Consider the following 19805-nt stretch of genomic DNA (forward strand, 5'->3'; position numbering starts at 1 on the left):
GGAAAAACAGTTAAATTTTCGACCACACCTTTACCATTAACATGCCTATGAACAGTATTTCCATCCAACGCCTTAAACAAAGCCTTCAGCATTTCTTCGCGCGTTATGACGCGCAAAAGGAAGGAACGGTGTATGCCAAATTTTCGGCAAATTTATTTACGGAAAACCGGCAAAAAGTAGCATTTTATTTTCAGCAAATCGAACAAACCTTTGCGCGTCTTGAGCAGGCGGATCCCAGCAATCTTGAAGCGTTGCAGTTTTACACGCAAAAACTGTCGGCGCAATGCACCGCACTTTCCGATGCCTTAACCCGACAACAGCAAAACGACCAACCCTTTCCGCGCAAAACCAAGGAAGAACCTAAACCCGCCGGTAAACGCCGTCATCCCGTACACAGTTTGCCGCCCCGTGAACGGTTAGCGAAATATTATGACTATCTGGCATCGTTCAATGAAAAAATTCAGGTTGAACAGGATACGTTGGAAAAAGCACAGCGTGAAGGTCGACTTGTTAATAAACAAATGCTGGAGCAATTAGAACAGCGCCGTGCCCGTTGTTTGGAAGCGATTGACGTGCTGGAAGAATATTTGGTTTTTGTCGAAAAGCAAAAATAGGCGTAATAAAAAACCTCGCGAAAATAGCGAGGTTTTTTGCTTCTGATGAAAGCGACTTAACCAACATAGCGCCCTACGCCAAGTTCATCTTCCTTACGGGTGCGGTTAATCACCATTTGCGGCGATTGCAACACACGCAAGCCCATTTGATCTTCGGTGCGCACCACTTCACCACGTAGGGAGTTGGTAAACACGTCAGTGATTTTAATATCTACGAACTTGCCGATCATATCCGGTGTGCCTTGGAAATTCACGATGCGGTTGGTTTCCGTACGTCCCGTCAATTCCATAATGTCTTTTTTCGACGGACCTTCCACCAACACGCGTTGCTCGGATCCCAACATGGCGCGGCTGAACTGCGCCGCTTGGTTATTAATGCGTTGTTGCAACAAATAAAGGCGTTGTTTTTTCTCTTCTTCGCTGACATCGTCAGGATAATCCGCCGCCGGCGTGCCGGGACGTGCGGAATAAATGAAGCTGAAGCTCATATCGAAATTCACTTGCGCAATCAAATTCATGGTTTGCTCGAAATCTTCGTTGGTTTCGCCCGGGAAGCCCACGATAAAGTCAGAACTGACTTGAATATGCGGGCGCACCGCTTTGAGCTTACGAATAATAGACTTATATTCAATCGCTGTATGTCCGCGTTTCATCATGTTCAACACATGATCGGAACCGGATTGCACCGGCAAATGCAGGAAACTCACCAATTCTGGCGTATCACGATACACATCGATAATATCATCGGTGAATTCAATAGGATGGCTGGTGGTAAAACGCAAACGATCGATACCGTCAATGGCCGCTACCAAACGCAACAATTCGGCGAAGGTGCAAATATCGCCATCAAATGTCGGACCACGATAGGCGTTCACGTTCTGGCCGAGCAAATTCACTTCGCGCACGCCTTGCTCCGCCAACTGGGCAATTTCAAATAAAATATCATCCACCGGACGGCTAACTTCCTCGCCACGGGTATAAGGCACCACGCAGTAAGTACAGTATTTATTACAGCCTTCCATGATAGAAACAAAGGCAGTCGGGCCTTCTGCGCGCGGTTCCGGCAACCGGTCGAATTTTTCGATTTCCGGGAAACTAATATCCACCACAGCACTTTTGCCACCGCGAATTTGGTTAATCATTTCCGGTAAACGGTGCAGGGTTTGCGGCCCGAAAATAATATCCACATAAGGGGCACGGGTGCGAATATGTTCACCTTCCTGCGATGCTACACAACCGCCCACGCCAATCAATAAATTCGGATTGCTCTTTTTTAATTCTTTCCAGCGACCTAATTGATGGAACACTTTTTCCTGTGCTTTTTCGCGAATGGAACAGGTATTCAATAGCAAAACATCCGCTTCTTCCGGCACTTCGGTGAGTTCCAAACCATGCGTACTGTGTAATAAATCCGCCATTTTTGATGAATCGTATTCATTCATCTGGCAGCCCCAGGTTTTAATATGTAGTTTTTGCGTCATATTGGCTAAAATTTACTCTAATGGTTCATAAAAATTGACTGGCTATTCTACAGACTTGCACTTTTTCTGGCTAGTTAAAAAGCAGATTTTCTTCAGAATTTTACCTATTGGAAGATAAAATAAATACCACTCAATATCGTCAGAGAAATGAAAAAGTGACGGGAATTTTAAAAGATATTATTGTTGTCAGCGGAGGCGTGATTGGTGCGGCCTCGCCTTCGGTTTTAAAGATGTGAAAGTCTTAATTGAGATCATACGCTCTGTACTTCGGCAGTAGGAAAATATTGCCGATGATCGGGTGTTGTAGCGTTATCAACAAAAACGAAAAACCGATAATTTACTCATGCAATCGGGCATGGATCTGTTTTATAAGGCGTTTAAGGAAAAGATTTTGCCATTGAAAATGCTACGAAATATCGCATTAGTAGCGGCAGATAAAACCCCGTTGTTGAAAAAACAAGCCTTGCGTTACGCCTTGGGATTATAATCTGCCGTTGATAAATCTAAATATTCGATTATTGCCAATATAAAATCTTTTAATTTACATGCTCAATGTTTAAGTTATATACGATATAAACTAATCATTCCAATAAAGAACCGCACTCTGAAGCTCAAAGTGCGGTCATTTATCGTTTCATTTTACTTAACTAGTAGCCTTTAGGTTTTAAAAAAGCACTATATAGGATATCAATGAAATTCAAGATTATTTATCTAAACACTGATACTGAATTGTAACTGTAAACTCGGTACATCCGAGACCACCATACATAGAACAAACTTGTTTATGTCCGCCGAATTTCTCTGCGTTTTTATATCCCCAAGACTCACAACGTTTTTTTGCTAATTGCAATCCTTGTTCTTCATTAATTACTGGTACCTGCATTCCGCCATAAGTATAAGATAACTCGATAGTACCATCTGCCTTACTACCACCAGTGGCAACCAGTTCTTTATGAATAGTGCATCCGGTTAATAGAAAACTAACAAGCCCAACAAATAATAATTTTTTCATATAATTAATCTCCATAATAAAATTGGCGAGCGGATTATATTCAAAAAAAGTTAAAGAATAATTGAGACAGATCACAAATCCCGAAAATTAATTCGGGATTTGCAGTTAGTAAGACTAGAAAATGCACACTAGTTAGACCCCAATTACGTAGCACGGTATTTTCAGTAACCTTGCTCCATTATTTAGTCCTATTGATTCGGCGAATAGTAAAGCTTGCCGATTTCGATTTTTTGGCGACCGGTTTGTTCACGCCATTTATTGCTGTCGCGTAAAGAATAGACGCAACCGCAATATTCCTGCTGATAAAAACGCTCGCGTTTGCTGATTTCGATCATGCGTTGCGAGCCGCCTTCTTTGCGCCAGTTGTAATCCCAATAAATCACGTCATCATATTTTTCCGCTGCGCGATGCCCGCAGCCGTTAATTTGATCCATATCTTTCCAGCGGGAAATACCAAGGCAGCTGGTAAAAACCGGAAAACCATGTTCATGCGCATATTCGGCGGCTTTTTCAAAGCGCATATCAAAACACATGGTGCAACGAATGCCGCGCTCCGGCTCCCATTCCATGCCTTTGGCGCGATCAAACCATTCCTGACGATCATAATCCGCGTCAATAAACGGAATGCCGAATTTCTGCGCAAAACGAATATTCTCTTCTTTACGAATTAAATATTCTTTTAACGGGTGGATATTCGGATTGTAAAAATAAATGGTAAATTCGATACCGGACGCCAAAATCGCTTCCATCACCTCGCCCGAGCAAGGCGCACAGCAGGAATGCAACAGCAGTTTATTATGCCCATCAGGTAATTCCAGCTTTTCACGAATAAAAGGGGCATTGGGATCTTTGCGCGGTTTTTGCTTGCGAATTTTGTTTTGAAAATTAACCGCACTTTTGGGGTTATGTTGTTCTGTCATCCTAATAGGTTCTATCTACGGATAAATATGCCAAGGAAATCAACGCCAGTTTATATTCGCTTTCCGGCAAACATTGAATGGCATCAACGGCTTTTTGCGCTTCTTGTTTGGCGCGGTTCATGGCGTAATCTAAAGAGTTGTGTTCCGCCATAATGGCTAATACGTCATCAATGGCATCACGTCTTCCTCCTTGCTCAATGGCTTTGCGGATTAAGGCGGCTTGCTGCGCATTGCCGTGGTGCATGGCGTGTAACAAAGGAAGGGTTGGTTTTCCTTCGGCTAAATCATCACCAACATTTTTCCCTAAGGCGTTTGCGTTGGCGCTGTAATCCAGAACGTCATCCACCAATTGAAATGCGGTGCCGAGATAACGACCGTAATTCTGTAATGCTTTTTCCTGCGTGTCATCCGCGCCGGCAATAATTGCCGCTGCCTGCGCCGCCACCTCAAATAAACGAGCGGTTTTACTGTAAATCACCCGCATATAATTTTCTTCGCTGGTTTGCGGATCATTTACGTTCATTAATTGTTGCACTTCTCCTTCCGCCAACACATTAGTGGCATCCGCCATAATGCGTAAAATTTTCAAAGACTCCAGCTGCGCAACCAATTGGAACGCGCGGGTATAAATGAAATCACCCACCAACACGCTTGCCGCATTACCGAATTCCGCATTCGCCGTGGCACGCCCGCGACGCATATCCGATTCATCGACGACATCGTCGTGTAATAAAGACGCGGTATGAATAAACTCGACAAAAGTCGCACAGGTGATGGCTTGCTGCCCATCGAAACCCAATGCACGAGCCGCCAACACAGCGATAAGCGGACGAATACGCTTGCCGCCACCTTGCACAATGTAGAAACCCAACTGATTAATTAACGCCACATCGGAGTTCAGTTGGGCTAAAATTGATTCGTTTACTTTTTGCATATCCCCGTGGCTTAACGCCTGGATTGCCTTCATATCCATTAAATTTGTTGTATTCATTCTGTTAATTCGACTGATTAAAACTGATTAAATCAGGTTCGGAGGAAACTAAAAACTAAAGTGCGGTGGATTTTACCTGATTTTTCAGGCTTTCTGAAATCAAACTGCCGAAATTGCGAAATTTTTTATTTTCTCGTAAATAAATTCTTGCTATCCCCTAAATTTTTCCGTAGAATTCACGCCCTATTTATATGAATTTTATGTGCGAAATGAAACAACATTAGAGCACAATTATAGCGGAGTATTTATGTACGCAGTTTTCCAAAGTGGCGGTAAACAACACCGAGTAAGCGAAGGTCAAGTGGTTCGTTTGGAAAAACTTGAACTTGCAGCCGGCGCAACAGTTGAGTTTGATTCGGTGTTGATGGTTGCTAATGGTGAAGATGTTAAAATCGGTGCACCGGTCGTTGCCGGCGCGAAAGTAGTGGCTGAAGTAGTTGCACAAGGTCGTGGCGAGAAAATTAAAATCGTTAAGTTCCGTCGTCGCAAACACAGCCGTAAACAACAAGGTCATCGTCAGTGGTTCACAGAAGTGAAAATCACTGGGATTCAAGCATAATTTCAGAGGAGATCAAGTAGATGGCAACTAAAAAAGCTGGTGGTTCAACTCGTAACGGTCGTGATTCTGAAGCTAAACGTCTTGGTGTTAAACGTTTCGGTGGTGAGTCTGTATTAGCAGGTAGTATCATCGTTCGCCAACGTGGTACTAAGTTCCACGCGGGCAACAACGTTGGAATGGGACGTGACCACACCTTATTCGCGACAGCCGATGGTAAAGTAAAATTTGAAGTAAAAGGCGAAAAAAGCCGTAAATACGTAAGTATCGTTACTGAGTAATTTTACCAAAACAGAATAAAATGCCCTGCTTTCATGCAGGGCTTTTTTATAGGTGAAATTTAGGTGGAATCATGCAACAACAACCTTTAGCCGGTTTTTTACTCGCGTTAACCGCCGTCTGTATGTGGGGTGCGTTGCCTATCGCCTTGCAACAGATCGTCGCAGTCATGGATGCCCAAACCATTGTGTGGTATCGCTTTATCACATCGGCGATCGGTTTATTTATTTTATTGGGATTACGTAAAACGCTGCCAAAACCCACCGCACTTCGTCAGCGTTATCTCCTTTTGATTATGCTGGGCATTCTTGGGCTATCGGCAAATTTCTTCTTATTTAATCTGGCGCTGAACTATATTCCACCGACCAGCAGCCAAGTGCTCAGTCCGTTATCCTCGTTTATCATGCTATTTGTCGGTGTGTTTGTGTTTAAAGAACACATCGGGCTCCATCAAAAAATCGGTTTGGTTATTTTAATTCTCGGCTTGGTCTTATTTTTCAACCAACGCTTTAGTGATTTCTTACAGCTCAATGATTATTTTAAAGGCGTTGTTATTGCCCTATGCGCCAGCTCCTGCTGGGTTGCCTATGGCATGGCGCAAAAGCTGATGTTGAGCCGTTTCAGTTCGCAACAAATTTTGCTCATAATTTATGTCGGCTGCACGATCATTTTTACGCCCTTTGCCAATATTCAGCAGGTGAGCGCGTTAAATTCCTTTCAGCTGGGCTGCTTGATTTTTTGTTGCCTTAATACCATTATTGCTTACGGCACTTACGGCGAAGCGCTAAATCGCTGGGATGTTTCAAAAGTCAGCGCCATCATGACGCAGATTCCGATTTTCACGATTATTTTCACAGAAATTTTAATTGCCGTTTATCCACAATTATTCGTTGATCAGGAACTCAATTGGATCAGCTACCTTGGTGCGATTGCCGTCGTTTCAGGTTCATTGCTCTCCGTGTTGGGACACAAACTTCCCGCGATTTTTCATCGTAAAAATTGTTAAGTTTCTCTTTGACAGGCCGAAAAACATTGGTAAAAATGACCGCACTTTTAAGCTCGCTACAAATGTAAGGAAGATAAATGAAACAACAACCACTACTTGGTTTTCTTTTTGCACTCATTACCGCGATGGCGTGGGGCTCTTTACCCATCGCGCTGAAACAGGTGGTTACGGCAATGAACGTGCAAACCATCGTATGGTATCGTTTCGTTGTTGCCGGTTGCGCCCTTTTGTTATTACTCGGCTATAAAAAAACGCTGCCCGATTTATCCAAACTGGGTTATTTCTGGTTACTGGCAATCATTGGCATACTTGGCTTGGCTGGCAATTTCTTCTTATTTAACAGTTCATTAAATTATATTGAACCCTCCGTTGCACAAATTTTTATTCATTTATCCTCCTTCGGCATGCTCATTTGCGGCGTAGTGATTTTTAAGGAAAAATTAGGCTTGCATCAAAAAATCGGCTTGGTCTTATTGCTTATCGGTTTGGGACTCTTTTTCAACGATAAATTAGAGGTTTTCAACGGATTAAACACCTACACTACCGGCGTGCTTATCAGCGTGAGTGCTGCGCTGGTATGGGTGGCCTACGGTATGGCGCAAAAATTAATGTTACGAAAATTCAGCGCCCAACAAATTTTATTAATGATTTATTTCGGCTGCGCCATCGTCTTTACGCCCTTCGCCGAATTTTCACAAGTTCAGGGATTAACCCCACTGGCGCTAGGCTGCTTCATTTATTGCTGCTTAAACACTCTATTCGGTTACGGCGCTTACGCGGAAGCCCTAAACCGCTGGGAAGTATCCAAAGTCAGCGTGGTAATTACGTTGGTTCCCTTGTTTACTATTCTATTTGCTCATATGGCGCACTATATTTCCCCGACGAATTTCTCCGCACTGAAATTAAATACCATTAGCTATATTGGTACGTTTATTGTAGTATGCGGAGCAATTTTATCCGCCATAGGACATAAGCTATTTCCTGCTAACCGGTAAGTGCGGTACCTATTTTAAGTGTTTTGGAGAACTTGAATGAAATTTATTGATGAAGCTTTGATTCACGTTGAAGCCGGTGACGGCGGCAACGGTTGTGCCAGTTTCCGTCGTGAAAAATATATCCCAAAAGGCGGTCCCGACGGCGGTGACGGCGGTGACGGCGGTGATGTTTATTTAATCGCCGATGAAAACCTCAACACCCTCATTGACTACCGCTTTGAAAAACGTTTCGCCGCCGAACGCGGGGAAAACGGGTTCAGTGCAAACTGCACCGGCCATCGCGGCAAAGATATTACCTTACACGTGCCGGTGGGCACCCGCGCCATCGACAACGATACGCAGGAAGTCATCGGTGATTTAACCAAAAATGGTATGAAATTATTGGTGGCGAAAGGCGGCTATCACGGCTTGGGCAATACCCGTTTTAAATCTTCAGTCAACCGCGCACCGCGCCAAAAAACCATGGGTACGGCAGGGGAAAAACGTGATCTCTTGTTAGAATTAATGCTCCTCGCCGATGTGGGAATGCTCGGTTTACCGAATGCCGGCAAATCCACCTTTATCCGCGCTGTTTCCGCCGCCAAACCGAAAGTCGCCGATTATCCGTTTACCACCTTGGTACCAAGTTTAGGCGTGGTGAAAGTAGATGACAATCGCAGTTTTGTGATCGCCGACATTCCTGGCTTAATTGAAGGCGCATCGGAAGGAGCAGGCTTGGGTATCCGCTTCCTGAAACACTTGGAACGTTGCCGCGTGTTGATTCATTTGGTGGATATCAACCCAATTGATGATTCCAACCCGGCGGATAACGTGGCGATTATCGAATCAGAATTGTTCCAATACAGCGACAGCGAGTCCTTGGCGGAAAAACCGCGCTGGCTGGTGTTCAACAAAATCGATACGCTCAGTGATGAAGAAGCCCATGCGCGAGCGAAAGAGATCACCGAACGTCTGGGCCGGGAGGAAGGTTATTATTTAATTTCCGCCGCCACCGGTAAAAACGCCCCGCAACTGTGCCGCGATATTATGGACTTCCTGGAAGCCCACCCGCGCAAAACAGAAAAAACGCCGGTAGAAAATGAAGAAGTCAAATTCAAATGGGAAGATTATCATCAGGAGCAATTGGAAAATGCCGATGTTGATGATGAAGAGGATAATGACTGGGATGACTGGTCGGAAGACGATGAAGAAGGCGTGGAAATTATCTATAAGCCTTAATCTGAAGTGAAAAAGTGCGGTCGTTTTGAAAAAAGTTTTTTAAAATAACCGCACTTTTTGTTATCCGTTACCCTTTTCGCGCGTTTTTCATAATACGCTCTTTTACCACTTTCCATTCACGTTCTTTAATGTCTTCCCGCTTGTCCTGTTGTTTTTTCCCTTTTGCCAAGCCAATTTTGACTTTCGCCCACGCGCCTTTCCAAGAGAGGGAAAGGGCAATCAGGGTAAATCCGTCGCGGTTGGCTTTGCCGAATAAGGAATCCAGTTCACGCTGTTTAAGCAATAATTTGCGGGTGCGGGTCGGGTCGCACACAATGTGCGTTGATGCCACGCTTAGAGGCTGAATGGTTGCGCCGAATAAGAAAGCTTCACCGTTTTTAAAAATCACATAGCTGTCACTCAAATTGACTTTGCCGGCACGCATGGATTTCACTTCCCAGCCTTGTAATTCAAGACCGGCTTCAATTTCATCTTCAATAAAGTAATCGTGTCTGGCGCGTTTATTCAGCGCAATCGTGTTAGAACCGGGTTTTACTTTTTTCTTGGTCATAATCTGTTGGAAATGAAAAATAAATTAGCGCTCATTCTACCGAATCCGCACAAAGATAGCAAAACCCGCCGGATTGCTATAACATAGCGCCGATTATTGGTAAAACGGGTTACATGATGAAATACGTAATTTTCTTGCATTACTGGAAAGCCAAGGGAGCTCAAACACATTACACAGGAAATCGGTCCTTATTTAGAGGCGAAATTTTTAAATAAAACATAATTTTTCGCCTTTATTTTTTCCTTTTTTATAGAAGAGTAAATAAATCGTTCTTTTTTGTGAATTGATCTTTACAAAATAACTATTTTTCGATAGATCATTTTTCTGACTCTTACGATAATTCATTGCTCATAACAAGGAGATTCAAATGCAACAAAAATTACTTGTCTCAACCATTGCGCTTGCCTTATCTTGCAGCGTTTATGCCGCCAAAGTACCTGAAGGAACACAGCTCGCAGAAACACAGAATATCGTGATCAACAACGGTTCCGAGCCACAAAGTTTTGACCCGCACAAAACCGACGGGATCCCAGAAGCAGAAGTCGCTTATCAATTATTTGAGGGTTTGGTGACTACTGATTCCGACGGCAATTTGATTACGGGTGTGGCAGAAAGCTGGGAAAACACGCCCGATTACAAAACCTGGACATTCCACCTGCGCAAAGATGCCAAATGGTCAAACGGTGAACCTATTACGGCAAATGATTTCGTCTTCGCCTGGCGTCGTTTAGTAACACCGGCAACCGCCTCACCTTACGCCAGTTTCCTGGATTATCTTCAAGTTGAAAACGCACAAGACATTATTGACGGCAAGAAAAAACCGGAAGAACTTGGCGTGGAAGCAAAAGACAATTACACTTTTGTCGTTCACACCACAAACCCGGTGCCTTATGCGGTGGGTTTGACGACCCACCAATCCTTGTTACCGTTGCCGCAAAAAATCGTGGAAAAATTCGGTGACGATTGGGTGAAAAAAGACAATATCGTCGGTAACGGTGCCTATAAATTAAAAAATCACGTCATCAACGAAAAAATTGAATTTGAGCGCAACCCGCAATATTGGAATGACAAAGAAACGCAAATTAACAACGCCACCTTCTTAGCCATTGAGAATTCCAGCACCGACGTGGCACGTTATCGTGCAGGAGATTTGGACATCACCAGCCACGCCCTTCCGCCGGAGCAATTCGCCAAACTGAAAAAAGATGTTCCGGATGAAGTATTTACTGCCAGAACCCTTTCAACCTATTTATATGAAATCAATCATACGAAGGCACCGTTTAACGACATTCGCGTGAGAAAAGCATTAAATTTAGCCTTAGATCGTAATGTGATTACCGATAAAGTGCTGGGACAAGGTCAAACACCAACCTATGTGTTTACCCCGCCGTACATTAATGAAGGCGAGCTGATTCAACAACCGGCTTACAGCAAAGAACCGATGGCTCAACGCAATGAGGAAGCCATTAAACTGTTGGAAGAAGCCGGATTCAGCAAAGCGAATCCGCTGAAATTCACGATTCTTTACAACACCAATGAGAACCACAAAAAAGTGGCGATCGCCGCCGCCTCCATGTGGAAAGCCAATACAAAAGGTTTGGTGGATGTCAAGCTGGAAAATCAAGAATGGAAAACCTATATCGACAACCGTCGCGGACAGCGTTATGACGTCGCGCGCGCCGGCTGGAATGCAGACTACAACCAGGCCAGCACGTTCGGGAACTATTTCTTATCCAATTCCAGTAACAACACCGCCAAGTACAAGAATGTAGAATACGACAAAGCCATTGCCGATTCTTATCTTGCTACCGATGAGAAAGGTCGTGCGCAAGCCTATGCCAAAGCCGAAGAAATTCTGGCAAATGATTTCGCCGTGATTCCGGTATATAACTATGTGAATCCGCGTTTGGTGAAACCTTATGTGAAAGGCTACAGCGGCAAAGATCCGCAAGATAACGTTTTGTTACGCAACCTTTATATTATTAAACATTAATCAAAAGTGCGGTCGGAAAATTCGATGGATTTTTTGACCGCACTTTATTCTTATTTTTGCTTTTAGGTCCGTATTTTATAAATACGTTGGGGACAATTTCATGTTTAAGTTCATCTTAAAACGCGTGTTGGAAGCGATACCTACATTATTTGTTCTGATTACGTTTTCTTTTTTCCTTATGCGCTTGGCGCCGGGCAGCCCGTTTACCTCGGAACGCGCTTATCCGCCTGAAGTGATGGCGAACATTGAAGCCAAATATCACCTAAACGAACCGCTGCATACACAGTATTTTTTATATTTAAAGAACTTGGTCAAGGGGGATTTTGGTCCGTCTTTTAAATATAAAGATCAGTCCGTAAATAATCTGATTGCTTCCGCCTTGCCCGTTTCTCTGAAACTCGGCACCATTGCCTTTTTCTTTGCTGTAACCCTGGGTGTTGCCGCCGGCACGCTCGCCGCCCTGAACCAAAACAGCAGATGGGATTACATTCTGATGAGCTGTTCCATGGTGGGCGTGATCATGCCGAGTTTTGTTTTTGCACCTTTACTGGTGCTGTTGTTTGCGATAACTCTGGGCTGGCTGCCGGCAGGCGGTTGGAATGAGGGGGCTTTGAGTTACATTCTGTTGCCGGTGGCATCCTTAACCATCGGATATGTGGCGGGCATTGCGCGGATTATGCGCGGTTCTATGATTGAAGTGTTGCACTCCAATTTTATTCGTACCGCCAAGGCAAAAGGCTTGTCCACCTCTCGCATTATCTTAAAGCACGCGCTGCGCCCCGCCCTGTTGCCGGTGATTACCTATTTAGGGCCGGCATTTGTGGGCATTATTACCGGTTCCATGGTGATCGAAACCGTATTCGGCTTACCGGGCATGGGCAAACTTTTCGTTAACGGCGCGCTTAACCGCGATTATTCCCTTGTATTGAGCCTCACGATTTTGGTCGGCACACTGACTATCGTTTTTAACGCCGTAGTGGATATTTTATACGCCGTGATTGATCCGAAAATTCGTTATTAAGGAAGTAACATGACGAAAAATGATGGTGTAAAACCAATAAATCAAAAAAATACCGAATTTGTTGAACAACTTGCGGAACGCATGGATGAAATGCAACTGGAAGGGCGCAGCCTGTGGCAAGACGCCAAACGGCGTTTCTTCCGCAATAAAGCGGCGGTGGTCAGTTTAATCATGTTGGGTGTTATCGTGCTTTTCATTACTTTTGCGCCCCTCGCTTTCCCTTTTACTTATGAAGACACCGACTGGAACATGATGGGCGTGGCGCCGACGCTGGAAGGCTACCATTTCTTCGGTACGGATTCCTCCGGCCGCGATCTTTTGGTGCGTACCGCCATCGGCGGGCGAATTTCCTTAATGGTGGGCATTGCAGGCGCGCTGATTTCCGTGTTAATCGGCACGATTTACGGCGCCATTTCCGGTTATTTCGGCGGCAAAATCGACATGGTGATGATGCGCCTTCTGGAAATTTTAAGCTCTTTTCCGTTCATGTTTTTCGTCATCTTATTGGTGACCTTATTCGGACAAAATATTTTCCTGATTTTTGTAGCTATCGGTGCCATTGCCTGGCTCGGCTTGGCGCGTATCGTGCGCGGACAGACCCTCAGCCTGAAAAACAAAGAATTTGTAGAAGCGGCGATTGTGTGCGGCGTGCCTCGTCGTCAAATCATTTTTAAACACATCATTCCGAATGTGTTGGGGTTAGTGGCAGTTTATGCCTCTCTTGAAGTACCGGGCTTCATTTTGTTTGAATCCTTTCTGAGCTTTTTAGGCTTGGGTACGCAAGAACCCATGAGCAGCTGGGGCGCATTATTAAGCGACGGCGCCGCACAAATGGAAGTGTCCCCTTGGTTGCTGACTTTCCCGGCGTTCTTCCTCTGTTTAACCCTTTTTTGCTTTAACTTTATCGGTGACGGGTTGCGCGATGCACTCGATCCGAAAGACCGCTAGGAGCCGATAATGACAAACTCAACGCACTTATTGGATGTGCAAAATTTGCATGTCGGTTTTAAAACCCCGGACGGCATTGTGACCGCTGTCAACGATTTAAATTTCACTTTAGATGCCGGACACACTCTTGGCATCGTGGGCGAATCCGGTTCCGGCAAATCGCAAACCGCTTTTGCCCTCATGGGGTTGCTCGCACCCAACGGCGAAGTTTCGGGATCGGCATTATTTGATGAAGTCCAATTGGTCAATCTGCCAATAGAGAAACTGAACAAAATCCGCGCGGAACAAATTTCTATGATTTTCCAGGATCCCATGACGTCGCTGAATCCTTATATGAAAATCGGCGAGCAACTCATGGAAGTGTTAATATTGCACAAAGGCTACGACAAACAGACGGCATTTAACGAATCGGTGAAAATGTTGGATGCGGTAAAAATGCCGGAAGCCAAGAAACGCATGGGGATGTATCCACACGAATTCTCCGGCGGTATGCGCCAACGGGTGATGATCGCTATGGCACTGTTATGTCGTCCGAAGCTGTTAATTGCCGACGAACCGACCACCGCGCTGGACGTGACCGTGCAAGCGCAAATCATGACTTTGTTAAACGAGCTGAAACACGAGTTCAATACGGCGATTATTATGATCACCCACGATCTCGGCGTGGTGGCGGGCATTTGTGATCATGTGCTGGTGATGTATGCCGGTCGCACCATGGAATACGGCAATGCGGAACAGATTTTCTATCATCCGACTCATCCTTATTCTATCGGTTTAATGGACGCTATCCCGCGCCTGGATATGGATGAAGAACATTTGGTCACCATTCCCGGTAATCCGCCGAATCTGCTGCATTTACCGCAAGGTTGCCCGTTTTCACCGCGTTGCCGATTCGCTTCCGAGCAATGCCAAAAAACGCCGCCAAAACTGACCGCACTTCATGACGGACGGATCAGAAACTGTTGGCTACCTGCGGAGGAATTTGCCCTATGAATGAACAAGTAGAAAGAAAATTATTACTGGAAGTGAACCACCTCGGCGTGAGCTTCAAAATTAAGAACGACAAATCCCTGTTCTTTGCCAAACCGCAAACCTTGAAAGCAGTAAAAGACGTGTCCTTTAAACTCTACGCCGGTGAAACCCTCGGCGTGGTGGGCGAATCCGGTTGTGGTAAATCCACGCTGGCACGCGCCATTATCGGCTTGGTGGAAGCTTCTGAGGGGCAAATTCTATGGCTTGGCAAAGATTTGCGCAAACAATCGGCAAAACAATGGCACGATACCCGCAAAGATATTCAAATGATTTTTCAGGATCCGCTGGCATCTCTCAATCCTCGCATGAATATCGGTGAAATTATTGCCGAACCGTTGAAAATTTATCAACCGCACTTGAGTAAAGCACAAGTCAAAGAAAAAGTGCAAGCGATGATGTTAAAAGTGGGTTTGCTACCGAACCTGATTAACCGTTATCCGCATGAATTTTCCGGCGGACAATGTCAACGTATCGGTATTGCCCGTGCATTAATTATCGAACCGAAAATGATTATTTGCGATGAACCGGTTTCCGCCTTGGACGTTTCCATTCAGGCGCAAGTGGTGAATTTGCTAAAATCGCTGCAAAAAGAAATGGACTTGTCTCTCATTTTTATTGCGCACGATCTGGCGGTGGTGAAACACATTTCCGATCGCGTATTGGTTATGTATCTGGGAAATGCCATGGAGCTTGGCACCGATGATGAAGTGTACAAACACACAAAACACCCTTACACCAAAGCCCTGATGTCCGCCGTGCCGATTCCTGATCCGAAACTGGAGCGTAATAAATCTATCCAGCTGTTGGAAGGCGATCTGCCGTCACCGATTAATCCACCTTCCGGCTGTGTTTTCCGCACCCGTTGCCTGCTTGCCGATGACAGTTGCGCACAACAGAAACCGGTGTTCAACAGCGACAACAACAGCCATTTTGTCGCCTGCTTAAAGGTTTCTTAACAACAAAAAGTGCGGTCATAAAAAACATTGTTTTTTATGACCGCACTTTTCTGCTTTCCGGATAAAAAATCAGCGCATAATGCGCTGATTTCTCTTTTATTTTTCTTTAGGATTCCAAGTCACCACAGAAGCGATAACCTTCGCCGTGAATGGTGGCGATGATTTCCGGTGTCTCGTGATGATCTTCAAAATGTTTACGAATTCGACGAATGGTCACATCCACCGTACGATCCTGCGGTTTGAGCTCGCGTCCGGTCATTTTCTTCAATAATTCTTCACGGGTTTGAATTTTGCCCGGATTCTCGCAGAAATGTAACATGGCGCGGAACTCACTACGCGGCAATTTGCGCTCCTCGCCTTCCGGCGTAACCAACGTGCGACTGTTTAAATCCAGTGTCCAGCCGTTAAATTTATATTGTTCCACATGGTGCGTGCGTTGATTCTCCTGCATGGTACGCTGCAACAGGTTTCTGGCGCGAATCGTTAATTCACGCGGGTTGAAAGGTTTGGTGATGTAATCATCGGCACCAATTTCCAAGCCTAGAATTTTATCCACTTCGTTATCTCGACCGGTTAAAAACATCAGTGCAATGTCCGCATTTTCACGCAATTCACGGGCAAGCATTAAGCCGTTTTTGCCCGGCAAATTAATATCCATAATCACTAAATGAATATCTTCGGTATCCAGCACTTGGTGCATTTGCGTACCGTCCGACGCTTCAAATACTTCATATCCTTCCGCTTCAAAAATACTTTTTAGCGTGTTTCTGGTGATCGTTTCATCTTCAACGATTAAAATTCGTGGTGTTTGCATTGGCAAATCCTTATTTTGTCGTTATAGTTTTTCCATGAGGCTGTTATATTTTAAACAAGCTCTATTTTATAGTTGCAACATTATTGTAACAATAAAAAAATACATAATTCGGCATATTAGAATTTAATTTTATGATCTAAGTCATAAAATTTCATACTTCAATCTCTTGTTGCCAAAATAAAAAATCCTCCGATGCAATGCATCATCGGAGGATAATTGAGCGCAAGGCTCAAAGTTACACACAAAAACAGAAACTCTCTTTTAACGTTTTTTCTTGCCACCCTGACGCGCTTTAAAACGTGGATTTTCTTTACAAATCACATAAACCACACCATGACGACGCACGACTTTACAACCCGGATGGCAGGTCTTGGCATTTTTTAATGAAGATAATACTTGCATGAGGATTCCTTATTTTGATTTAAATGCACTGAATTTGCCGTAACGGTTGGCGAAATCACTGGCGCGCCCTTCGTTGACAACCTGTCTGGTTTTACCGGTGTAAAACGGATGTGAAGCTGAAGATGTATCACACATAAAGACCGGATATTCTTTTCCATCTTCCCATTTCATAGTGTTGGTGGTTCTGGCGCAGGAACGAATCAAAAAGCCTTGTTTGGCATTGGAGTCATAAAAAAGAACGGTGCGATAATTTTCCGGATGAATACCTTTTTTCATTTTTCTGCAATCCTTATTTTTTAGTGAAAAATAATAATGCGCGCCATCTTACACAAAAAAATCCATAGAAGCAAACTTATTTTAAAATAAAAAATAAGATGCCGAAAAAAGTAACAACTTAGATTGGGGTAATAAGAAAAATCATGTAATGTACGAAAAATCCACCGAGTTAGTTCTCATAGAAAAACAACTTTATTTTTGACCGCACTTTTTACACATCTTCATAAGTACGAATCTCAGGCACTTGATAATCAAGAATAAAACGTTCTATTTCAAAAATATTTGTACTAAATAATAACTTATCAAAATGACTTTGCGTCAAGAAACCGGCAGTGACCATGCTTTGATATTGACTTCTCAGCGGTTCATAAAAACCATCTTGGTTAAATAGAATACAAGGATGAGGATTTTTACCGATTCGCGCCCAAGAATAGACTTCGCTGATTTCTTCCAGCGTGCCCGGCCCACCCGGCAAAGCAATACAAGCATCGGCTAATGCCAGCATTTTGGCTTTTCGCTCCGACATGGAATCCACAATGATAATTTCGGTACAACCTTGGTGTACCAATTCCCGCGCCTGTAAAAATTCAGGGATCACGCCGATAACGGTACCGCCGTTGGAAAGTACCGTATCCGCCAACACGCCCATCAATCCCGCCTTTCCGCCGCCATAAACTAACGTATGTCGATGTTGCGTAATCCATTCGCCTAATTGAATAGTCACTTGGCGATAGCTCGGCAAATTGTCGAGTGCCGCGCCACAATAAACCACAATGTTCATTTGATTGCCTCAGTTATTTTGCATTGATAAATTTTACGCCGAATTCCATATGGAATAAATCGCAACAATAGGTATAACAACCTCCAAAGCATGATATTTTGCAGCAATTTATTTTTGCTAATGCTAGAATGAGCAACATTTTATGGAAGATAACAACCGTTTTATGAAAAGATTTCTCCTCATTATCCTCTGCTTTTTCGTGACATTCAATGTGCAAGCCGTGGATCTGTTTAACCAAAAGCCAAAATTTTTACCGGTCGATCAAGCGTTTCAACTTCAGGCAGAACAATATGGCAACGACATTTCACTTAATTGGCAAATCGTCGAAAATTATTATCTCTATCAGGACAAACTGGAATTTGCCCTCAATGGACAGCCGATTGAAAGCCAACCGCAATTTTTAAGCCGGGCAGAACAATACGAAGATCCGTATTTTGGCACGGTACAAATCTTCAAGCACCAACTTCCTTTACGCCTGTCATTGCCAAATAGCAAACCGCAAGATATTCTGGAAGTCACTTATCAAGGTTGTACTCCCGGCTTTTGTTATCCGCCGAAAACTAAACAATTTATGCTTGGCGAACTGCCACACAATGCTGTAGAAACTTCACTAGTAGCTCAAGAAGAAACTAAAAGTGCGGTCAGAAATCCAAGTGTTTTTTCATCTCAACAAAATCAGCTTGCCGACAGTTTATTCCAAAGCAAATATGCCATGTTGTGGTTTTTTGTACTGGGCATCGGTTTAGCATTCACTCCTTGTGTGTTGCCGATGCTGCCGCTGTTATCGGCGATTGTCATCGGCAACAGAACGGAACATAGCCATACCTGGCGCGCCTTTACGCTGAGTTTCATGTATGTGCAAGGCATGGCGCTAACCTATACGCTCCTGGGCTTATTGGTCGTGCTTATCGGTTTACCGTTCCAAGTGGCGTTGCAAAGCCCCTATGTGTTAATCGGCTTATCGGTAGTGTTTACCTTGCTGGCACTTTCTATGTTCGGTGTGTTTACTTTGCAGTTGCCTCCATCTTTACAAACCAAGCTCACTCAATTAAGCCAACAACAAAAACGTGGCGCGTTTTTCGGTGTATTTGCCATGGGCGCCATCGCAGGTTTGGTCGCTTCCCCCTGCACATCCGCACCACTTTCCGGCGCACTGCTTTATGTAGCGCAATCAGGAGACCTTGTTATCGGCGCATTAACCCTTTATTTATTGGCACTTGGCATGGGCTTACCATTAATTCTGATTACTGTCTTCGGTAACAAAATTCTGCCGAAATCCGGTGCCTGGATGGAGAATGTAAAAACTGCCTTCGGCTTTGTGATGCTTGCCTTACCGGTCTTTCTACTTTCCCGCGTTCTTCCGTTGGACTGGGAACCGCGTTTATGGGCGCTGCTTGGCGTCAGCTTCTTTATTTGGCTCGCCACTCAAATGCACACCAACGGTATTGGCTTACTGTTCCGTATTCTTTTTCTGATTGCCGCCATCACACTAGCCCAGCCGCTCCAAAATTGGCTGTGGCAAAATAATACCGACCATGCAAGAACCCATAGTGCGGTCAAGAATTCTCTTGAATTTCAATCCGTGCAAAGCTACGAGGAGTTACAACTGGTATTAACGAAGAACCCGAAACCACTGGCGCTATTGGATCTTTACGCGGATTGGTGCGTCGCTTGTAAAGAATTTGAACATAAAACCTTTGCGGAACCACAAGTGCAAGACGCTTTAAAAGACGTTTTGCTGTTAAGAATCGACATGACAAACAACAGCGAAAACAACCGCACTTTAATGAAGCAATTGTCAATAACCGGCTTGCCGACGTTGATGCTTTTTAACCCGCAGGGAAAAGAAATTTCATCGCACCGCATTACCGGTTTTATGGAAGGAGAAGCATTTTTACAAACATTACAAGCAGCAAAAGCGTTAAATAATTAACCAATATTGTTTTTTTCTTTTAAATTT

At 44.2% G+C, this 19805-nt stretch carries 22 protein-coding genes; 13 read left to right on the plus strand and 9 right to left on the minus strand.

The features are described 5' to 3' along the window. The first annotated feature begins 47 nt into the window (after positions 1-47). Positions 48-614 (plus strand): primosomal replication protein PriC, encoded by a 567-nt coding sequence (gene priC / locus LIN98_RS09905; RefSeq protein ID WP_005567669.1) that lies wholly within the window; start codon positions 48-50, stop codon positions 612-614. A gap of 56 nt (positions 615-670) precedes the next feature. Here priC and miaB read toward each other — a convergent pair whose 3' ends face one another. Next, entirely contained in the window at positions 671-2095 is a 1425-nt protein-coding gene (gene miaB, locus LIN98_RS09910) for a tRNA (N6-isopentenyl adenosine(37)-C2)-methylthiotransferase MiaB (protein WP_005564463.1), read from the minus strand. Positions 2096-2450: 355 nt separating this feature from the next. Here miaB and LIN98_RS09915 point away from each other — a divergent pair, with 355 nt between their 5' ends. Next, positions 2451-2582: a 2-octaprenyl-3-methyl-6-methoxy-1,4-benzoquinol hydroxylase gene (locus LIN98_RS09915; protein WP_005545534.1), complete on the plus strand. Its 132-nt coding sequence runs from the start codon at positions 2451-2453 to the stop codon at positions 2580-2582. Between the two features lie 216 nt (positions 2583-2798). Here LIN98_RS09915 and yecR read toward each other — a convergent pair whose 3' ends face one another. The 3 genes from yecR to ispB form a co-directional block, all read right to left on the minus strand. Further along, on the minus strand, positions 2799-3107 hold the full coding sequence (gene yecR / locus LIN98_RS09920; RefSeq protein ID WP_005568275.1) for a YecR family lipoprotein: 309 nt from the start codon (positions 3105-3107) through the stop codon (positions 2799-2801). 188 nt (positions 3108-3295) lie between these two features. Beyond that, positions 3296-4027: an epoxyqueuosine reductase QueH gene (locus tag LIN98_RS09925; protein ID WP_005539879.1), complete on the minus strand. Its 732-nt coding sequence runs from the start codon at positions 4025-4027 to the stop codon at positions 3296-3298. A 1-nt stretch (position 4028) separates the two neighbouring features. Next, the gene (ispB, locus tag LIN98_RS09930) at positions 4029-5000 is read right to left on the minus strand and encodes an octaprenyl diphosphate synthase (RefSeq protein WP_005539877.1); all 972 of its coding nucleotides are present in this window, start codon (positions 4998-5000) and stop codon (positions 4029-4031) included. Between the two features lie 265 nt (positions 5001-5265). Here ispB and rplU point away from each other — a divergent pair, with 265 nt between their 5' ends. From rplU to cgtA, 5 genes are all read left to right on the plus strand, one after another. Beyond that, entirely contained in the window at positions 5266-5577 is a 312-nt protein-coding gene (gene rplU, locus LIN98_RS09935; RefSeq protein ID WP_005539876.1) for a 50S ribosomal protein L21, read from the plus strand. A 20-nt stretch (positions 5578-5597) separates the two neighbouring features. Beyond that, positions 5598-5855, plus strand: a complete 258-nt coding sequence (gene rpmA, locus LIN98_RS09940; RefSeq protein WP_005539872.1) for a 50S ribosomal protein L27 — start codon at positions 5598-5600, stop codon at positions 5853-5855. A 71-nt stretch (positions 5856-5926) separates the two neighbouring features. Further along, on the plus strand, positions 5927-6859 hold the full coding sequence (locus LIN98_RS09945) for a DMT family transporter (protein ID WP_005589684.1): 933 nt from the start codon (positions 5927-5929) through the stop codon (positions 6857-6859). Between the two features lie 77 nt (positions 6860-6936). Further along, on the plus strand, positions 6937-7854 hold the full coding sequence (locus LIN98_RS09950; protein ID WP_005539848.1) for a DMT family transporter: 918 nt from the start codon (positions 6937-6939) through the stop codon (positions 7852-7854). Positions 7855-7890: 36 nt separating this feature from the next. After that, a complete protein-coding gene (gene cgtA, locus LIN98_RS09955) occupies positions 7891-9072 on the plus strand; it encodes an Obg family GTPase CgtA (RefSeq protein ID WP_005569208.1) in 1182 nt (393 codons plus the stop codon). 67 nt (positions 9073-9139) lie between these two features. Here the strand turns inward: cgtA and smpB are convergent, their stop codons facing one another. Next, complete coding sequence (gene smpB / locus LIN98_RS09960; RefSeq protein ID WP_005539843.1) at positions 9140-9622, minus strand: SsrA-binding protein SmpB; 483 nt, start codon at positions 9620-9622, stop codon at positions 9140-9142. Between the two features lie 367 nt (positions 9623-9989). Here smpB and LIN98_RS09965 point away from each other — a divergent pair, with 367 nt between their 5' ends. The 5 genes from LIN98_RS09965 (at position 9990) to oppF (ending at position 15572) form a co-directional block, all read left to right on the plus strand. Beyond that, on the plus strand, positions 9990-11615 hold the full coding sequence (locus tag LIN98_RS09965) for an ABC transporter substrate-binding protein (protein WP_005568284.1): 1626 nt from the start codon (positions 9990-9992) through the stop codon (positions 11613-11615). Positions 11616-11715: 100 nt separating this feature from the next. Further along, on the plus strand, positions 11716-12636 hold the full coding sequence (gene oppB / locus LIN98_RS09970) for an oligopeptide ABC transporter permease OppB (RefSeq protein ID WP_005539833.1): 921 nt from the start codon (positions 11716-11718) through the stop codon (positions 12634-12636). A 9-nt stretch (positions 12637-12645) separates the two neighbouring features. After that, entirely contained in the window at positions 12646-13584 is a 939-nt protein-coding gene (gene oppC, locus LIN98_RS09975; RefSeq protein WP_005568290.1) for an oligopeptide ABC transporter permease OppC, read from the plus strand. Between the two features lie 9 nt (positions 13585-13593). Beyond that, a complete protein-coding gene (locus LIN98_RS09980; RefSeq protein ID WP_005539826.1) occupies positions 13594-14577 on the plus strand; it encodes an ABC transporter ATP-binding protein in 984 nt (327 codons plus the stop codon). Next, complete coding sequence (oppF, locus tag LIN98_RS09985) at positions 14574-15572, plus strand: murein tripeptide/oligopeptide ABC transporter ATP binding protein OppF (RefSeq protein WP_005539824.1); 999 nt, start codon at positions 14574-14576, stop codon at positions 15570-15572. Before LIN98_RS09980 ends, oppF begins: the two co-directional genes overlap by 4 nt. Positions 15573-15678: 106 nt before the next feature. Here oppF and arcA read toward each other — a convergent pair whose 3' ends face one another. From arcA to LIN98_RS10005, 4 genes are all read right to left on the minus strand, one after another. Beyond that, a complete protein-coding gene (gene arcA, locus LIN98_RS09990) occupies positions 15679-16386 on the minus strand; it encodes a two-component system response regulator ArcA (protein ID WP_005539822.1) in 708 nt (235 codons plus the stop codon). Between the two features lie 261 nt (positions 16387-16647). Continuing rightward, complete coding sequence (gene ykgO, locus LIN98_RS09995; RefSeq protein ID WP_005568293.1) at positions 16648-16788, minus strand: type B 50S ribosomal protein L36; 141 nt, start codon at positions 16786-16788, stop codon at positions 16648-16650. Between the two features lie 9 nt (positions 16789-16797). Beyond that, the gene (locus tag LIN98_RS10000) at positions 16798-17064 is read right to left on the minus strand and encodes a type B 50S ribosomal protein L31 (RefSeq protein WP_005539816.1); all 267 of its coding nucleotides are present in this window, start codon (positions 17062-17064) and stop codon (positions 16798-16800) included. 211 nt (positions 17065-17275) lie between these two features. Then, complete coding sequence (locus tag LIN98_RS10005) at positions 17276-17845, minus strand: LOG family protein (protein WP_014167380.1); 570 nt, start codon at positions 17843-17845, stop codon at positions 17276-17278. A 163-nt stretch (positions 17846-18008) separates the two neighbouring features. Between LIN98_RS10005 and LIN98_RS10010 the strand changes: the two genes are divergently transcribed. Then, a complete protein-coding gene (locus LIN98_RS10010) occupies positions 18009-19778 on the plus strand; it encodes a protein-disulfide reductase DsbD (RefSeq protein WP_173540813.1) in 1770 nt (589 codons plus the stop codon). Positions 19779-19805: the final 27 nt, after the last annotated feature.

Source organism: Aggregatibacter actinomycetemcomitans, assembly GCF_023518055.1.
GTDB lineage: Bacteria > Pseudomonadota > Gammaproteobacteria > Enterobacterales > Pasteurellaceae > Aggregatibacter > Aggregatibacter actinomycetemcomitans.

What these genes read in the sequence shown, in the direction of transcription:
- rplU (WP_005539876.1), top strand. Translation starts at nt 5,266, where the DNA reads ATGTACGCAGTTTTCCAAAGTGGCGGTAAACAACACCGAGTAAGCGAA.
- arcA (WP_005539822.1), bottom strand. Translation starts at nt 16,386, where the DNA reads ATGCAAACACCACGAATTTTAATCGTTGAAGATGAAACGATCACCAGA.
- rpmA (WP_005539872.1), top strand. Translation starts at nt 5,598, where the DNA reads ATGGCAACTAAAAAAGCTGGTGGTTCAACTCGTAACGGTCGTGATTCT.
- smpB (WP_005539843.1), bottom strand. Translation starts at nt 9,622, where the DNA reads ATGACCAAGAAAAAAGTAAAACCCGGTTCTAACACGATTGCGCTGAAT.
- priC (WP_005567669.1), top strand. Translation starts at nt 48, where the DNA reads ATGAACAGTATTTCCATCCAACGCCTTAAACAAAGCCTTCAGCATTTC.
- yecR (WP_005568275.1), bottom strand. Translation starts at nt 3,107, where the DNA reads ATGAAAAAATTATTATTTGTTGGGCTTGTTAGTTTTCTATTAACCGGA.
- LIN98_RS09915 (WP_005545534.1), top strand. Translation starts at nt 2,451, where the DNA reads ATGGATCTGTTTTATAAGGCGTTTAAGGAAAAGATTTTGCCATTGAAA.
- LIN98_RS09950 (WP_005539848.1), top strand. Translation starts at nt 6,937, where the DNA reads ATGAAACAACAACCACTACTTGGTTTTCTTTTTGCACTCATTACCGCG.
- LIN98_RS09965 (WP_005568284.1), top strand. Translation starts at nt 9,990, where the DNA reads ATGCAACAAAAATTACTTGTCTCAACCATTGCGCTTGCCTTATCTTGC.
- cgtA (WP_005569208.1), top strand. Translation starts at nt 7,891, where the DNA reads ATGAAATTTATTGATGAAGCTTTGATTCACGTTGAAGCCGGTGACGGC.
- LIN98_RS10005 (WP_014167380.1), bottom strand. Translation starts at nt 17,845, where the DNA reads ATGAACATTGTGGTTTATTGTGGCGCGGCACTCGACAATTTGCCGAGC.
- ykgO (WP_005568293.1), bottom strand. Translation starts at nt 16,788, where the DNA reads ATGCAAGTATTATCTTCATTAAAAAATGCCAAGACCTGCCATCCGGGT.
- oppB (WP_005539833.1), top strand. Translation starts at nt 11,716, where the DNA reads ATGTTTAAGTTCATCTTAAAACGCGTGTTGGAAGCGATACCTACATTA.
- LIN98_RS09945 (WP_005589684.1), top strand. Translation starts at nt 5,927, where the DNA reads ATGCAACAACAACCTTTAGCCGGTTTTTTACTCGCGTTAACCGCCGTC.
- LIN98_RS10000 (WP_005539816.1), bottom strand. Translation starts at nt 17,064, where the DNA reads ATGAAAAAAGGTATTCATCCGGAAAATTATCGCACCGTTCTTTTTTAT.
- miaB (WP_005564463.1), bottom strand. Translation starts at nt 2,095, where the DNA reads ATGACGCAAAAACTACATATTAAAACCTGGGGCTGCCAGATGAATGAA.
- LIN98_RS09980 (WP_005539826.1), top strand. Translation starts at nt 13,594, where the DNA reads ATGACAAACTCAACGCACTTATTGGATGTGCAAAATTTGCATGTCGGT.
- LIN98_RS10010 (WP_173540813.1), top strand. Translation starts at nt 18,009, where the DNA reads ATGAAAAGATTTCTCCTCATTATCCTCTGCTTTTTCGTGACATTCAAT.
- oppF (WP_005539824.1), top strand. Translation starts at nt 14,574, where the DNA reads ATGAATGAACAAGTAGAAAGAAAATTATTACTGGAAGTGAACCACCTC.
- oppC (WP_005568290.1), top strand. Translation starts at nt 12,646, where the DNA reads ATGACGAAAAATGATGGTGTAAAACCAATAAATCAAAAAAATACCGAA.
- ispB (WP_005539877.1), bottom strand. Translation starts at nt 5,000, where the DNA reads ATGGATATGAAGGCAATCCAGGCGTTAAGCCACGGGGATATGCAAAAA.
- LIN98_RS09925 (WP_005539879.1), bottom strand. Translation starts at nt 4,027, where the DNA reads ATGACAGAACAACATAACCCCAAAAGTGCGGTTAATTTTCAAAACAAA.